The organism is Streptomyces sp. NBC_01439 (assembly GCF_036227605.1).
In the GTDB taxonomy this organism is placed as follows: Bacteria; Actinomycetota; Actinomycetes; order Streptomycetales; family Streptomycetaceae; genus Streptomyces.
Genome location: NZ_CP109487.1, coordinates 3,508,839 through 3,522,480, shown reverse-complemented (window position 1 = coordinate 3,522,480; position 13,642 = coordinate 3,508,839). Strand labels below are relative to the sequence as shown.

Annotated in this window: 11 protein-coding genes and 1 pseudogene; 2 read left to right on the top strand and 10 right to left on the bottom strand. The window is 70.4% G+C overall.

The genetic code is table 11. The features are described from left to right. Window positions 1–5: 5 nt before the first annotated feature. Entirely contained in the window at window positions 6–365 is a 360-nt protein-coding gene (locus OG207_RS15160) for a hypothetical protein (protein WP_329099067.1), read from the top strand. Then, on the top strand, window positions 362–1,027 hold the full coding sequence (locus OG207_RS15155; RefSeq protein WP_329099066.1) for a nucleotidyl transferase AbiEii/AbiGii toxin family protein: 666 nt from the start codon (window positions 362–364) through the stop codon (window positions 1,025–1,027). Before OG207_RS15160 ends, OG207_RS15155 begins: the two co-directional genes overlap by 4 nt. Window positions 1,028–1,138: 111 nt before the next feature. Here the strand turns inward: OG207_RS15155 and OG207_RS15150 are convergent, their stop codons facing one another. The 10 genes and pseudogenes from OG207_RS15150 to OG207_RS15105 all read right to left on the bottom strand — a co-directional run. Continuing rightward, window positions 1,139–1,513: a hypothetical protein gene (locus OG207_RS15150; protein ID WP_329099065.1), complete on the bottom strand. Its 375-nt coding sequence runs from the start codon at window positions 1,511–1,513 to the stop codon at window positions 1,139–1,141. Between the two features lie 346 nt (window positions 1,514–1,859). Further along, the gene (locus OG207_RS15145) at window positions 1,860–2,501 is read right to left on the bottom strand and encodes a hypothetical protein (protein WP_329099064.1); all 642 of its coding nucleotides are present in this window, start codon (window positions 2,499–2,501) and stop codon (window positions 1,860–1,862) included. Window positions 2,502–2,804: 303 nt separating this feature from the next. Then, window positions 2,805–3,704, bottom strand: a complete 900-nt coding sequence (locus OG207_RS15140; protein ID WP_329099063.1) for a hypothetical protein — start codon at window positions 3,702–3,704, stop codon at window positions 2,805–2,807. Next, window positions 3,704–4,657 (bottom strand): hypothetical protein, encoded by a 954-nt coding sequence (locus OG207_RS15135; protein WP_329099062.1) that lies wholly within the window; start codon window positions 4,655–4,657, stop codon window positions 3,704–3,706. The genes OG207_RS15140 and OG207_RS15135 overlap by 1 nt, the downstream gene beginning before the upstream one ends. Further along, window positions 4,654–5,358, bottom strand: coding sequence for an ABC transporter ATP-binding protein (locus OG207_RS15130; RefSeq protein WP_329099061.1), 705 nt, complete (start codon window positions 5,356–5,358; stop codon window positions 4,654–4,656). Before OG207_RS15130 ends, OG207_RS15135 begins: the two co-directional genes overlap by 4 nt. A 214-nt stretch (window positions 5,359–5,572) precedes the next feature. Then, on the bottom strand, window positions 5,573–9,484 hold the full coding sequence (locus tag OG207_RS15125; RefSeq protein ID WP_329099060.1) for a multifunctional oxoglutarate decarboxylase/oxoglutarate dehydrogenase thiamine pyrophosphate-binding subunit/dihydrolipoyllysine-residue succinyltransferase subunit: 3,912 nt from the start codon (window positions 9,482–9,484) through the stop codon (window positions 5,573–5,575). A 270-nt stretch (window positions 9,485–9,754) separates the two neighbouring features. Next, window positions 9,755–10,846, bottom strand: coding sequence for a HAMP domain-containing sensor histidine kinase (locus OG207_RS15120; protein WP_329099059.1), 1,092 nt, complete (start codon window positions 10,844–10,846; stop codon window positions 9,755–9,757). After that, complete coding sequence (locus tag OG207_RS15115) at window positions 10,843–11,583, bottom strand: response regulator transcription factor (protein WP_030011297.1); 741 nt, start codon at window positions 11,581–11,583, stop codon at window positions 10,843–10,845. The genes OG207_RS15120 and OG207_RS15115 overlap by 4 nt, the downstream gene beginning before the upstream one ends. A gap of 255 nt (window positions 11,584–11,838) precedes the next feature. Next, window positions 11,839–12,540 (bottom strand): glycoside hydrolase family 3 C-terminal domain-containing protein, encoded by a 702-nt coding sequence (locus OG207_RS15110; protein ID WP_329099058.1) that lies wholly within the window; start codon window positions 12,538–12,540, stop codon window positions 11,839–11,841. A gap of 169 nt (window positions 12,541–12,709) precedes the next feature. Then, a pseudogene (locus OG207_RS15105) lies at window positions 12,710–13,321 on the bottom strand (glycoside hydrolase family 3 N-terminal domain-containing protein); the annotation flags it as partial. Between the last annotated feature and the right edge of the window lie 321 nt (window positions 13,322–13,642).

Here is a 13,642-nt window from a genome sequence, read left to right as displayed (position 1 = left end):
GGTTCATGGTCATGTCCTCCTCCAGTAGCGCGGTGCCGTCGGCAGCCGAGGTGCTTCACGGCCGGTACGCGAGCCGGCTTCCCGCTTCGCTGGAGAAGCTCGCAGGTCCGCAGCACGGAGTGGTCGAGCTGCCCCTGCACGTTGCCTGGTCCGGGCTGCGCGCCTACGACCTGGACCGGCCCCGCCTGCGCATGGGCCTGTACCGCACCGTCCTGGCCGAGGGACAGCACGAAGACCTCGTGGCCCTGCTGAACCGCGACCTCCTCGTGGCCCAGTGGCCGGTTCTGCGCACCCTGGTCAGCAGACACGTGCGACAGGTCTGGGAGGAAGCCTTCCCCGAGCTCGAAGGGTCTGCCGCCGCGTGAGGCTGAGCGACCTGCACCGCCGGCTCCTGGCCGCAGTTATCGACATCGGTACCCCGTATCCCCTCGTGATCACTGGCGGATACGCGGTCCAGGCCCACGGTCTCGTCGAACGGCTCAGTCAGGACCTCGACGTTGCCACGGAGAACCCGGCTCCGATGGCAGAGATCGTCGCGAGCCTGGAGCAGGGCCTGGCAGCACGGCGCTGGCAGGTCCGTGTGATGGAAGTGGATGCGCTCTCGGCCCGGCTCATGGCTGCCGATCCGGACACCGGGGAGGAGTGCGAGGTGGACGTCCTTAAAGAACACTTCTGGACGCCGCCCGCCCAGACCGAGTACGGACCGGTTCTGGCGTTCGACTCCGTCATCGGCACCAAGGTCCGTGCCCTGGCCGACCGCGGTGCTGTCCGCGATCTGATCGACGTCCACGCGGCTTCTCACCACCGCACGATCAACGAGCTCGAACGCCTCGGCAGGCGCCACGGCCGCGACGAATTCCGGCTCCACGACCTCCGTGACCGCTTGACCGGTGCGGACTGGGCCGACGACGACGAGTTCGCCGCGTACGGCCTCACCGAGGACGAGACGGCTGAACTGCGTGCCTGGGCCCAGCGCTGGGCGAGCGACCTCGACCAGCGCCTGCACGATCACGACGACGAGGGCTGACATCTAGGTACGCCGGAAGGCGGTTGCGCCTCGAAGACCTCGTTCAGCGTGAGCCAGGTCGTCACCCCACTCGTTACCGCCCGCGTCGCGTCCGGCAACCCCGGCTATTTGCTACTTGAGAATGATGTTGGCGCCGAAAATGTTTCCGACCTCCGCGCATTCCTTGACGTTTTCACGGCTGAAGTAAGGGGTGCTGGCGGTGCCGGTCAGGCCCTTCGCGGTCGCGGTGCAGTACCACTTGCGCGGCCCCTTGTACGCCACCCTCCAAACCTCGCTCTTTCCTGCCGCCATGTTTCCGGAGCATTGCGTTGCGATGTCCGTGTGGACGCAGATGTTCGCGATGGTCGCCGAGAAGTTGCTCAGGCGGAAGGCCGCGACCGGTGCTGCCTGGCTCGCAGGTGCGGTCACGAACATTCCCGCACTGATGGCCATCGCCATTCCGGCGACCGTGGCCATTTTGGTGGTCCGCTTGATGGTTCGAGACATGTTGCCTCCAGGCGTAGGAATTCTATGCTGCAATAGATGAATGGATTGCCCGTGCGCGGGTGACGGGCATACCGGGTATGTCTGCGGCGAATCGTTGCATCGATCTGACAATTCCCCGGGTGGATGCGTTCGATTTCGGACATCGCCTTACGCGATTCCCGATCCGCGATCGCGCCGATATGCCCGTTGTAATGGCGGAGGTACGTATTCAACTTTCCGGTGCTCGGTCCGTCCCGGCCCGGAGTTGTCGGACCTCGAAACGGGGTCGGCACGCGCGGTGCTACTCAGAGTCAGGTTGGGGCGCGCCGTTGTCGTTGTCTTGATCTTGGTGGTTCATGGCCGGTCGTCAGGCCTTGCACCGGTGCTGTTCGGCCTGCCGTGCGAACTCGCCGCGCTCCCGGCGGGCCGCGTCCGCCTCCTCGCGCATCGTGTCGAGCCGCTCCTCCAGCTGGGCGACCCGCTCGCGGTAGCGCTCCAGTTCGACCCGCACGAACTGCACGTCGGTCACTTGCTGTGCGGACTCCTGGCGGATCTCGTCCGTCTCCACCTCGAACCGGTGCCTGGCCACGTCCAGTTGGGCGATGGCCATGTCCGCGGCCTGCTCCGCCAGTGCGGTGCGCCGTTCGGCGTCCCGGGCCCGCTGGGCCGCAGCCTCGGTCACGGCCTTGATGCGCTCCTCCGCCGCGGTCGAGTCCGTGATGATCGCGAGCTCCTCGATGTAGCCCGGCAGGTCCGTGGACAGCTGGGAGATGAGCGCCACGAGGTCGGCGCGGGCGCCGGATCCGTCCTTGCCCGCCTTCTTGGCCTCGGTGGCCCGGCGCTTCTCGTCCTTGCGCTGCTGGCGCTTGGCCCGGAACCTGCGGAACGCCCCCAGCGCGTTGTGATCCGGGTGGGCGCAGTACGCGGGCTCGGGGTTGCCGGGCGTCGGCGCCTCGGGGTGGTTGGTGCACTCCGGGTAGGCGCAGAGGGGAAGCGTCTCGACCGTCATCGTCCTGCTTTCTCATGAGATTTCGGATTCGTCGGAGACGGGCCGGTATCGGGTGCGGCGCGCGCCGTCCGGTCGGACTCGGTGATGTACGAACACGCTAGATGCAGCAGGGGACTTGTGGGCGTCCCGTGAGGGGGCGTCATGAATCGGTAAGATCATCGGCCGCCAGGGGGCACGACAGCCGGAAGGCCCGGCCCCTGTGAGGGGCCGGGCCTTCCGAACAACGCATCCGCCCGTACGAGGACTTCGAAGCGCAGCCCTGATTCAGCCCCGCCGGCGTTCGCGTCGCGCCCGGCCGCGGTGTCAGTCGACGGGACGCAGTGCCCGCTCGGAACGCAGTGCCGCCCAGGCGGCCACGGCGGCCAGGGCCGCGACCCCGGCGAGGGCGAGACCGCCGGTCAGGGGCGACGGATCGGTCGGGGCCTGATTCCAGAAGTAGAGCTGGTACTGGGCCTCGGAGGGCAGGTTCAGCAGGTCGGCGATCCAACGGTGCGGCAGGAACGGAGCCGCCGGAAGCAGCACGAGCGGCGCGGTCACCAACAGGGGGCCGACTCCGAGCGCGAGGGTCCCGATCACGCTGCGCAGCAGGGCCGCCCCGAGTCCGGCCAGGCAGACGAAGAGGAACTGGATGAGGACGGCGCTGGCGATCGCGCCCGCGGCCTGGCCCCAGGCGGCGGACTCGACGGGCAGGGGAGGCACAGGGGCGGCCGTGCCGCCACCGAACCCCGGGGGGATCGTGCGGGGCCGCACCGGCCACAGCCGGGCGAGCGCCGAAGTGGCCAGCCACAGCAACACGCCGGTGACGATCTGCACGGCGAGGGACAGGGCGAGCGCGGCGCCGGCCTTGCGCGCCCACAGCACCCCGACGCGGTTCTCGAACAGGCGCAGGGCGCTCCAGGTACCGCCCTCCAAGGTCTGGCCGAGTCCGGTCGCGACGACCACTGCCGTGAGGAGGAGCCCCAGCAGGGTCCCGGACTGCCAGGCCGCCGCCCGCAAGGCGGACGGGAGCGAGGTGAGCGCCGACACCGAGGGGTCGAGCACCCCGTACGAGGCGCCCGCCGTCCAGAGCCGGACGACGAGCCCCGACGCCACCGCCGTCGCCACCGCGGTGGCTCCCCAGACCGGGGCGGTCCACAGTGCTCGCAGTTCACCGGCCCAGGCGGCCCCTGCTGCGCGCGCCGGCCGGCGCCGGGTACCGGCCATCAGGCGCGGTCCCGGGTGCGGTTCAGGCGGTTGAGCCCGAGCCACAGCAGTCCGATGAGGGCCAGGGTCGGCAGGACGCGGAGCAGGACGGGGACGGTGGAGGGATCGGTGGAGATCCAGAAGTGGTCCCATACCCCGTCCACCGCACCGAAGCCGACGAGGTCGGCCAGAGCGCCGCCGGGAAGCCAGGCGCCCAGCCCCGGAACGGCGGAGGTGCGGACCACGAGGACGAGCAGCAGCATTCCTGCGAGGAAGGTGCGCAGCGGCTGGCGCAGCAGTGCGGCCAGGGCGACCGCGACGGCCGCCGCCCCGGCGAGTACCGCAGCACCGGCCAGTACACCGAGAGCGGTGTCGGCCAGGACGGACCCGAGCGCCCCGGGCGAAGGCAACAGATAGGCGTCACGGCCGAAGAACAGGCCGAACGCGGCCGTCACGGCGGCGGACACGTACAGCAGCGTCAGGCTCCACACCCAGACCGCGACGGCCTTGGCGGCGAGGAGCCGACCGAGGCGGGACTCGTAGAGGAGGAGCGGCACGATGCTGCCCCGGCTCCACTCGCCGGCGACGGAGAAGGCCGCCACCATGACGAGGAGCGCGAGCCCGGGCACGGACGTCAGCAGGCCGACGGTCCACAGCAGCGAGCCCACCGGGTGCTGGCCGTGCGCCGCACGGACCGCCTCGGCGGTGAACCGGTCCTGGATCCGCTCCAGCGCGACGGCCTGCAGGGGCACATCGGCGAGGCACTTGGCCTTCTGCTCCGGGCCGTTCATCGGGGATTCGCACGACTTCGGGAGGAAGTCGAGATTGGCCTGCACCTGCTTGAGGTTGTACGAGGCCATGCTCTGGCTCACCCAGGCGCAGTACAGGGAGCCGAAGACGAACAGCACGGTGAGCGTGAGGGCGAGCGGGTGCCCCAGCAGCCGCCGGGTCTCGGCGCGGACGAGGCGGTTCACGAGCGCGCCCCGTTCCCGACGAGCCCGAAGAACCAGTCCTCGAAGGCGGCCGGACCGCTTTCCGGTTCGTAGCCGAGCGCGTCGAGCGTGCCGGCGGCGACGACGCGGCCCTGGGCGAGCATGATCACGCGATGGCAGATGCGCTGGATCTCGTCGAGCTGGTGGCTGGAGACGAGGACGGCGGCCCCGCGCTCGGCCTCCTCGGCCACGATCCGCCGCACCATGCGCAGTCCCTCGGGGTCGAGCCCGTTGGTGGGTTCGTCGAGGATCAGCAGGTCGGGCTGCTTGAGCAGCGCCGCGGCGATGGCCAGCCGCTGCCGCATGCCCTGCGAGTACGTCCCGAGGCGGCGGTCGGCGGCGCCGGTCAGCCCGACGCGGTTGAGCGTACGGGCGATCCGTCCGCCGTCGGGAAGCCCAGCCGTGTCGAGCAGGGTGCGCAGCATGGCGCGCCCGGTGGACCACCGGTGGAACGCGGGCGCGTCGAGCGCGGCCCCGAGCCGGTCGAGCTGCCGCGGCCGCATGGGCAGGGGGTCCCCGAACAGCCGCACCTCACCGGAATCGGGGGTGGACAGCCCGGTGATCACCCGCATCAGGGTGGTCTTGCCCGCGCCGTTGAGCCCGAGGAGGCCGACGATCTCGCCGGCCTCCAGGCTGAGGTGGACCCCTTCCAGCACGGAGTGCTTCCGGAAGCTCTTGGTCACTTCGTGACAGGAAAGGACGATCATCATCTGAGATTACTTCCAGTCGAAGACGACGCGACACGACGAGTGCACGAAGCGCGGGGAGTTGACTTCCGCACCTCCCGGTCGGCGGGTGCCGGGGAACGACGAAAGGCGGTACCACCGGAACATCCGGTGGTACCGCCTTCGTGAGGTGGGGGAGCCGGGCCTTCGTGCGGCCCGGCTCGGGGCGCGGTTACGCCTCGAAGACCTCGTTCAGCAGGAGCTGCTGCTCCGCCTGGTGGCGCTTCGCGGAGCCCACCGCCGGGGACGAGCCGTGCGGGCGCGAGATGCGCCGCAGGCGCTCGCCCGCCGGGACGTCCGCGCCGACCGCCAGGTCGAGGTGGTCGATCAGGTTCAGCGCGATGAACGGCCACGCACCCTGGTTCGCCGGCTCCTCCTGCGCCCAGATGTACTTGGCCGCGTTCGGGAACTTCGCGATCTCCGCCTGGAGCTCCGCACCGGCGAGCGGGTACAGCCGCTCGATGCGGATGATCGCGGTGTCCGTGATGCCGCGCTTCTCGCGCTCGGCCTCCAGGTCGTAGTAGACCTTGCCGGCGCAGAAGACGACCTTGCGGACCGCGTTCGGGTCCACGGTGCTGTCACCGATGACCGGACGGAACGAACCGTTCGTGAACTCCTCCGCCTTCGACGCCGCCGCCTTCAGGCGCAGCATCGACTTCGGGGTGAAGACGATGAGCGGCTTGTGGTGCGGGTTGTGGACCTGCCAGCGCAGCAGGTGGAAGTAGTTCGACGGCAGGGTGGGCATGGCCACCGTCATGTTGTCCTGGGCGCACATCTGGAGGAAGCGCTCGGGACGCGCGGACGAGTGGTCCGGGCCCTGGCCCTCGTAGCCGTGCGGGAGGAGCAGCGTGACGCCGGAGGTCTGGCCCCACTTCTGCTCGGCCGAGGAGATGAACTCGTCGACGACGGTCTGCGCGCCGTTGACGAAGTCACCGAACTGGGCCTCCCACAGGACCAGCGCGTCCGGACGGGCCAGCGAGTAGCCGTACTCGAAGCCCATGGCCGCGTACTCGGAGAGCAGCGAGTCGTAGACGTTGTAGCGGGCCTGGTCCTCCGACAGGTAGAGGAGCGGGGTGTAGTCCTCGCCCGTCTCCCGGTCGATGAGGACCGCATGGCGCTGACCGAAGGTGCCGCGGCGGGAGTCCTGGCCGGACAGCCGGACCGGGGTGCCCTCCATCAGCAGCGAGCCGAAGGCGAGGGTCTCGCCCATGCCCCAGTCGATGGTGCCCTCGTCGATCATCGCCGCGCGGCGCTGCAGCTGCGGCAGCAGGCGCGGGTGGACGGTGACGCCCTCGGGGATGGTGACCTGGGACTCGGCGATCCGCTTGACGACGTCCTGGGAGATCGCGGTGTTCACCGCGACCGGGAAGTCGGCGGCCGGGGCCGGGGCGGCCGGCGCGGCGATCGCGGGCTGCGTGGCGGCCTCGCGGACCTCCGCGAAGACCTTCTCCAGCTGGCCCTGGAAGTCCTGGAGCGCCTGCTCGGCCTCTTCCAGCGTGATGTCGCCGCGACCGATGAGGGACTCGGTGTAGAGCTTGCGCACCGAGCGCTTCTTGTCGATCAGGTCGTACATCAGCGGCTGCGTGAAGGCCGGGTTGTCGGACTCGTTGTGACCGCGGCGGCGGTAGCAGATGAGGTCGATGACCACGTCCTTGTTGAACGCCTGGCGGAACTCGAAGGCGAGCCGCGCGACGCGGACGACGGCCTCCGGGTCGTCGCCGTTCACGTGGAAGATCGGCGCCTCGATCATGCGGGCCACGTCGGTCGCGTACATCGAGGAACGCGAGGACTCCGGGGCGGCGGTGAAGCCGACCTGGTTGTTGATGACCACGTGCACGGTGCCGCCGGTGCGGTAGCCGCGCAGCTGCGACATGTTCAGCGTCTCGGCGACCACACCCTGGCCGGCGAAGGCCGCGTCGCCGTGGAGCGCGAGGGGCAGGACCGTGAAGTCCGTGCCGCCCTTGTTGATGACGTCCTGCTTGGCGCGGGCGACACCCTCCAGGACCGGGTCGACCGCCTCCAGGTGCGAGGGGTTCGCGACGAGCGAGACCTTGATCTGCTCGCCGTCCAGGCCGGTGAAGGTGCCCTCGGCGCCCAGGTGGTACTTGACGTCGCCGGAGCCGTGCATGGACTTCGGGTCGAGGTTGCCCTCGAACTCGCGGAAGATCTGCGCGTACGACTTGCCGACGATGTTCGCGAGCACGTTCAGGCGGCCGCGGTGGGCCATGCCGATGACGACCTCTTCGAGGCGGGCCTCGGCGGCCGAGTCGATGACGGCGTCGAGCAGCGGGATGACGGACTCGCCGCCCTCCAGGGAGAAGCGCTTCTGGCCGACGTACTTCGTCTGCAGGAAGGTCTCGAAGGCCTCCGCCGCGTTCAGGCGGCGCAGGATGCGCAGCTGCTCCTCGCGCTCCGGCTTGGTGTGCGGGCGCTCGATGCGGTCCTGGATCCAGCGGCGCTGCTTGGGGTCCTGGATGTGCATGAACTCGACGCCGGTGGTGCGGCAGTACGAGTCGCGCAGCACGCCGAGGATGTCGCGCAGCTTCATCATCGACTTGCCGGAGAAGCCGCCGACCGCGAACTCGCGCTCCAGGTCCCACAGGGTGAGGCCGTGCTCGGTGATGTCGAGGTCGGGGTGCTTGCGCTGCTTGTACTCCAGCGGGTCGGTGTCGGCCATGACGTGGCCGCGGACCCGGTAGGAGTGGATCAGCTCGAAGACGCGGGCGGCCTTCGTGACGTCGTCGTCGTGCGAGGCGTCGATGTCGCGGTTCCAGCGGACGGGCTCGTACGGGATGCGCAGCGACTCGAAGACGGCGTCGTAGAAGCCGTCCTCGCCGAGCAGCAGGTTCGCGACGATGCGCAGGAACTCGCCGGAGGCCGCGCCCTGGATCACCCGGTGGTCGTAGGTCGAGGTCAGGGTCATGACCTTGGAGATGCCCAGCTTGTTCAGGGTGTCCTGCGAGGTGCCCTGGAACTCGGCGGGGTAGTCCATGGAGCCGACGCCCATGATGACCGACTGTCCGGGCATCAGGCGGGGCACGGAGTGCACGGTGCCCAGGCCGCCGGGGTTGGTCAGCGAGACGGTGACGCCGGTGAAGTCGTCCATCGTCAGCTTGCCGACACGGGCGCGGCGGACGATGTCCTCGTAGGCCTGCCAGAACTCGAAGAAGTTGAGGGTCTCGGCCTTCTTGATGCCGGCGACGACGAGCTGACGGTCGCCGTTGGGCTTCACCAGGTCGATCGCGAGACCGAAGTTGATGTGCTCCGGCTTGACCAGGGTCGGCTTGCCGTCCTTCTCCGCGAAGGAGTAGTTCATGGCCGGCATGGCCTTGATCGCCTGCACCATCGCGTAGCCGATCAGGTGCGTGAAGGAGATCTTCCCGCCCCGGGCGCGCTTGAGGTGGTTGTTGATGACGATGCGGTTGTCGAACAGCAGCTTCACCGGGACGGCGCGGACGGAGGTGGCCGTCGGCACGTCGAGGGAGGCGTTCATGTTCTTGGCAACGGCAGCCGCCGGGCCGCGGAGCGTCACCAGCTCGGGGCCCGCGGGGGCCTCGGTGGCGGGCGCGGCCTTTTGGGGGGCTACGGAGGAGGTGGCGGGCGCGGCCGGTGCGGCGGCCGGGGCCTGGGAGGTGACAGTCACAGCAGGGGCACCAGAGGGGGTGGCAGGAGCAGGGGCAGGAGCTGACACGGGCGCAGAAGCCGGCGCGGCGGCAGCCGCTCCGGTGGAGCCGGTGCCCGCACCAGGAGTCGGGGCAGGGGCTGCGGCGCGCGCCGCCCCCGTGGCGGCGGCGTCGGTGACCTGCGGCGCCGCGGTGACGGTGGTGGCGGCCTGTGCGGAGGCGCCGTCCGTCGTCGCGGGCTTCTCGGGACCGTCCGACTTCACCGGAGCGACGGCGCCCCCCGGCTTGTAGTCGGCGAAGAAGTCCCACCAGGCCCGGTCGACCGAATTCGGGTCCTGGAGGTACTGCTGGTAGATCTCGTCGACGAGCCACTCATTGGCGCCGAAGCCTGAGGCAGGGTTCTTCCCGCCCTCTGCTGCTTCGGTCGTGGTGCTCGAGTTACTGGGGGACTGTGGCGACACGGCGGCAACCGCCCTCTTCCGCTTCACAAGGTATGGACAGCGGGAATAAAGGCTACGCCTCCTTGGGCGCTGCATGCAGGCCGGGCGGGACTTACGTCGCGCAGGTCACATCGAACGGCGGGTTTCATCACGTGGAATGGCGGGAAACCAGCCTGGTTCGGGTAGGGGGCACCGAGGTTGCGGCCCCCTGGCTTCGCACCCCTGACGGACCCCGGCTACATGTGGCCGAGATCATGTCCTTCCCACTCGAACCCTACGTCAACACGGCGCCTATGAGCTGCCCGGAAGCGTGACGAGGATGCGGCAGCCGCGTGACGATTCGGCCACCCCGATCCGGCCTCCGTGCAGTTCCACGGCCCAGCGGGCGATCGCCAGGCCCAGTCCGGTGCCTCCGTCGCCGCCGCGCGCGCTGCCCCGGTTGAACCGCTCGAAGACGCGGTGGCGCTCCGCCTCGGGGATGCCCGGGCCCTCGTCCCGCACCTCCAGTACCAGGCTTCCGGGCGCGTCGCCGGTCCGGGCGCGGACCGTGACCCGGCCGTGCGGAGGGCTGTGCTTGACCGCGTTGTCGATCAGATTTGCGACCACCTGGTGCAGCCGCTCGGCGTCCGCGTGCGCCCACAGCTCGGGCGGGAAGACGTCCAGGTGCAGGTGCACGTCGTTGCGGCTGTGCCCGCCCGAACCGGAGAGGAGCCCCGGTCGGCCGGCGGCCGCCAGCCGCGATTCCTTCAGCACGCCCGACAGGTACGGCCACACCTCGAAGCGGCGGGCGCGCAGCGGGACCACGCCGTTGTCCACCCGGGACAGGTCCAGCAGGGTCTCCACGAGCCCGCCGAGGCGCTCGGTCTGCTTCAGCATCGTGCGCATGGTCTCCGGATCGGCGGCCGAGACCCCGTCGACCACGTTCTCCAGCACGGCCCGCAGCGCCGCGATGGGCGTGCGCAGCTCGTGCGAGACATTGGCGACGAGCTCCTTGCGGTGCCGGTCCACGGCCTCCAGGTCGTCCGCCATCAGATTGATGGTGGAAGCCAGGTCGCCCAGTTCGTCGCGGCGCCCCGCCCCGCGTACCCGCCGGGTGAAGTCGCCGTGGGATATGGCCCGGGCCACCGTCGTCATGTCGTCCAGCGGTGCCGTCAGGCTGTGCGCCACGAACTGGGTGATCAGCATCGAGGCGATCACCGAGAAGACCGTGATGAACCGCAGCTCGGTGTCGGTCCGCAGGGCCACCAGCAGCAGGCCCGTCGTGATGAAGACCGAGACCACGACGAGCGTGCCCAGCTTGGTCTTGATCGAGAAGGGCGAGAAGGGCCGCAGCCCCACCGGAGGCCGTTGCCGTGGCCGCAGCCGGTTCGGCGGGCCGCTCATGCCTGGGCCGGGGTCTCCAGGGCGTACCCGACGCCGTGGACCGTGCGGATCCGCTCCGCGCCGATCTTGCGGCGCAGGGCCTTGATGTGACTGTCGACGGTACGGGTCCCGGAGGCGTCGGCCCAGTCCCACACCTCGGCCAGCAACTGCTCCCGGGAGAGCACCGCCCGCGGGGTCCCGGCCAGGCACACCAGCAGGTCGAACTCGGTGGGGGTCAGGTGCACGTCCTCGGTGTGCACCCGGACCCGGCGCTGCGCGTGGTCGATCTCCAGATCGCCCAGGCGCAGGGTGGCCCCGCGCGGGGTGTGCGCGGCCATGGTGGCCCGCTCCACGCGCCGCAGCAGGACGTGGACCCGGGCGGCCAGCTCGCGCATCGAGAACGGCTTGGTCATGTAGTCGTCCGCCCCGACCCCGAGCCCGACCAGCAGGTCGGTCTCGTCGTCGCGCGCGGTGAGCATGAGGACCGGCACGGGCCGCTGGGCCTGGACCCGGCGGCAGACCTCCAGGCCGTCGAAGCCGGGCAGCATGATGTCGAGGACCAGTAGCTCGGGCAGCCAGCTCTCGGCTGCCGCCACGGCCGAGGGGCCGTCGCCGGCGGTCTGCACCTGGAAGCCCTCCGCGCGCAGGCGGGCCGCGATGGCCTCGGCGATGGTGTGGTCGTCCTCGACGACCAGCACACGCCGTTGGGCGCCTGGTGTCGCCGCGGCGCTCTGATGGGTGGTGTGTGTCTGTTCCATGTCCGCCCCTGAAGATCCCGCGTGAATGGGGTGCAGCGTAGAGGAGGCGTCGGCCTGCGGCTACGTGGGGTTCGGACATGGCATATGTACGGGACCGCGATAAGCGGAATGCGCGATACCGGGTGCCGGTTCCCCCAGGGGGCCGGCACCCGGCGGGCGAGACCGGTCAGGTGCCTCGCCGTTCTTGGCCCCCTAGGGGTACCCGGGCGGGTGTTCGGAGGGTGCTCGGAGGGTGTCCACGGGCGCCCCGGGCCGCTAGAGGGTCAGCCCGTGGCCGTGCGGGAAGACCGGGTCGAGCGTGTCGTTCGGCACATCGGGACGGGAGGCTTCGACGGCCTTCATCGAGCGGGGGAGCTCGAAGGGGAGGCGGCCCCCGGGGGCGGCGCGGCCGAAGGCCACGTCCAGCAGTGCCGCGTCGCCGGCCCCGTAGTCGGCGATCAGGGCCGCCGCGCGCTCGGCGATTTCCGGGATGACGGCGGCCCGCTCCAGGTTGATGCAGACCAGGGTCGGTACCCGGTCCAGCAGGGCCAGGATCCGGGTCAGCTCGGGCTCGGGGAAGGCCAGCGAACCCGAGTGGAAGTAGGACTCGAAGACGTTCTCGCGGGGCTCGTACGGGGTCCGCAGTCGCAGTACGGCGAGATCCGCGTCGGCCGGGTCGCCGACGACCTCGCCGTATTCGGCGGCGACGGCCGTGTCCACGTTCCGCACGTACAGCTTCGGCCCCGTGGTGAGCGGGAGCAGGCCGTCCGGGTTGGTCAGGACGGTGAGGGAGCGGCGCTGGGCCGCGGCCCCCAGGGCCGTGAAGTCGGACCGGCCGACGATCTCGGCCGCCGCGTCCGGGTCCACGTACGGGTTCTCGAACAGGCCGAGCGTGAACTTCTCCCGCAGCAGGCGGCGCACCGAGTCGTCGATCCGGGACTCCGCGACGCGGCCCGAGCGGACCAGTTCCACGATCACCTCGGGGCACTGCTCGCCGCCGAACTGGTCGCAGCCGGCCTCCAGGCCGCCGGGCCGCCCGCTCGGCCACGCCCAGGTGCTCCAGGCCCCAGGCGCGCGCCGGGTGCACCTGCCCGAAGATCGTCGCGTCGTTGAGCAGCCCCCAGTCGGCGCAGACGATCCCCTCGAAGCCGAGCTCCTCGCGGAGCAGGCCGGTGACCAGGCCCTTGTTGAAGTCGAAGCCGACCTCCTCCCAGTCCGTGCCCATCGGCTGGCCGTAGTACGGCATCATCTGCGCGCACCCGGCGGCGATCGCCGCCCGGAACGGCTCCAGGTGGTGCTCGCGCATGCCGCCCGGATAGACCTGCTCCTTGCCGTGCGCGAAGTGCGGGTCCTCGCCGTCCTTCTGGGGGCCGCCGCCGGGGAAGTGCTTGACCATCGCGGAGACCGAACCGGGTCCGAGGCTTGGGCCCTGCAGGCCGCGCACGTACGCCGCCACGAGCTCGCCCGTCAGCCGGGCGTCCGAGCCGAAGGTGCCGGACTGGCGGGCCCAGCGGGGTTCGCTGGCCAGGTCGATCTGCGGGTGCAGGGCGACGCGGAAGCCGACGGCGAGGTACTCGCGGCGGACGGTGTCGGCGAACCGGTGGACGAGCTCGGGGTCGCCGATGGCGGCCAGACCCAGCGCCTCCGGCCAGGCGGAGAAGGCGCCGGAGTTGAAGGACGCGCCGATGTTGTCGGTGAAGGTGTGGCGCGGGTCGGTGGAGAGGGTGACCGGGATGCCGAGGCGGGTGGCCGCGGCCATCTCCTGGACGGCGTTCTGCCACCGGGCCATCTCGCGGGCCCCGTAGGTGCCGAGCAGGTTGAAGTGGGTGAGGAAGCGGTCCTCGACCAGCTCGGGCGTGGTGAAGGGGAGCATCGAGCCGTCGGTCTCGGTGACCGGGGTGCCGTCCGCGTTCATCATCAGCATCGAGTGGAAGAGCTGGCCTGCCTTCTCCTCCAGGGTCATCCGGGAGAGCAGGTCCGCCACGCGGCGGCCCACGGGCAGCGCAGCGTCTCGGTAATCGGGCGTCGCGTTCATGGCGGGCTCCTGGAGCACGTGACCGGCGGATCGGCACGGCCACGG

What these genes read in the sequence shown, in the direction of transcription:
- OG207_RS15160 (WP_329099067.1), top strand. Translation starts at nt 6, where the DNA reads ATGGTCATGTCCTCCTCCAGTAGCGCGGTGCCGTCGGCAGCCGAGGTG.
- OG207_RS15150 (WP_329099065.1), bottom strand. Translation starts at nt 1,513, where the DNA reads ATGTCTCGAACCATCAAGCGGACCACCAAAATGGCCACGGTCGCCGGA.
- OG207_RS15145 (WP_329099064.1), bottom strand. Translation starts at nt 2,501, where the DNA reads ATGACGGTCGAGACGCTTCCCCTCTGCGCCTACCCGGAGTGCACCAAC.
- OG207_RS15140 (WP_329099063.1), bottom strand. Translation starts at nt 3,704, where the DNA reads ATGGCCGGTACCCGGCGCCGGCCGGCGCGCGCAGCAGGGGCCGCCTGG.
- OG207_RS15120 (WP_329099059.1), bottom strand. Translation starts at nt 10,846, where the DNA reads ATGAGCGGCCCGCCGAACCGGCTGCGGCCACGGCAACGGCCTCCGGTG.
- OG207_RS15115 (WP_030011297.1), bottom strand. Translation starts at nt 11,583, where the DNA reads ATGGAACAGACACACACCACCCATCAGAGCGCCGCGGCGACACCAGGC.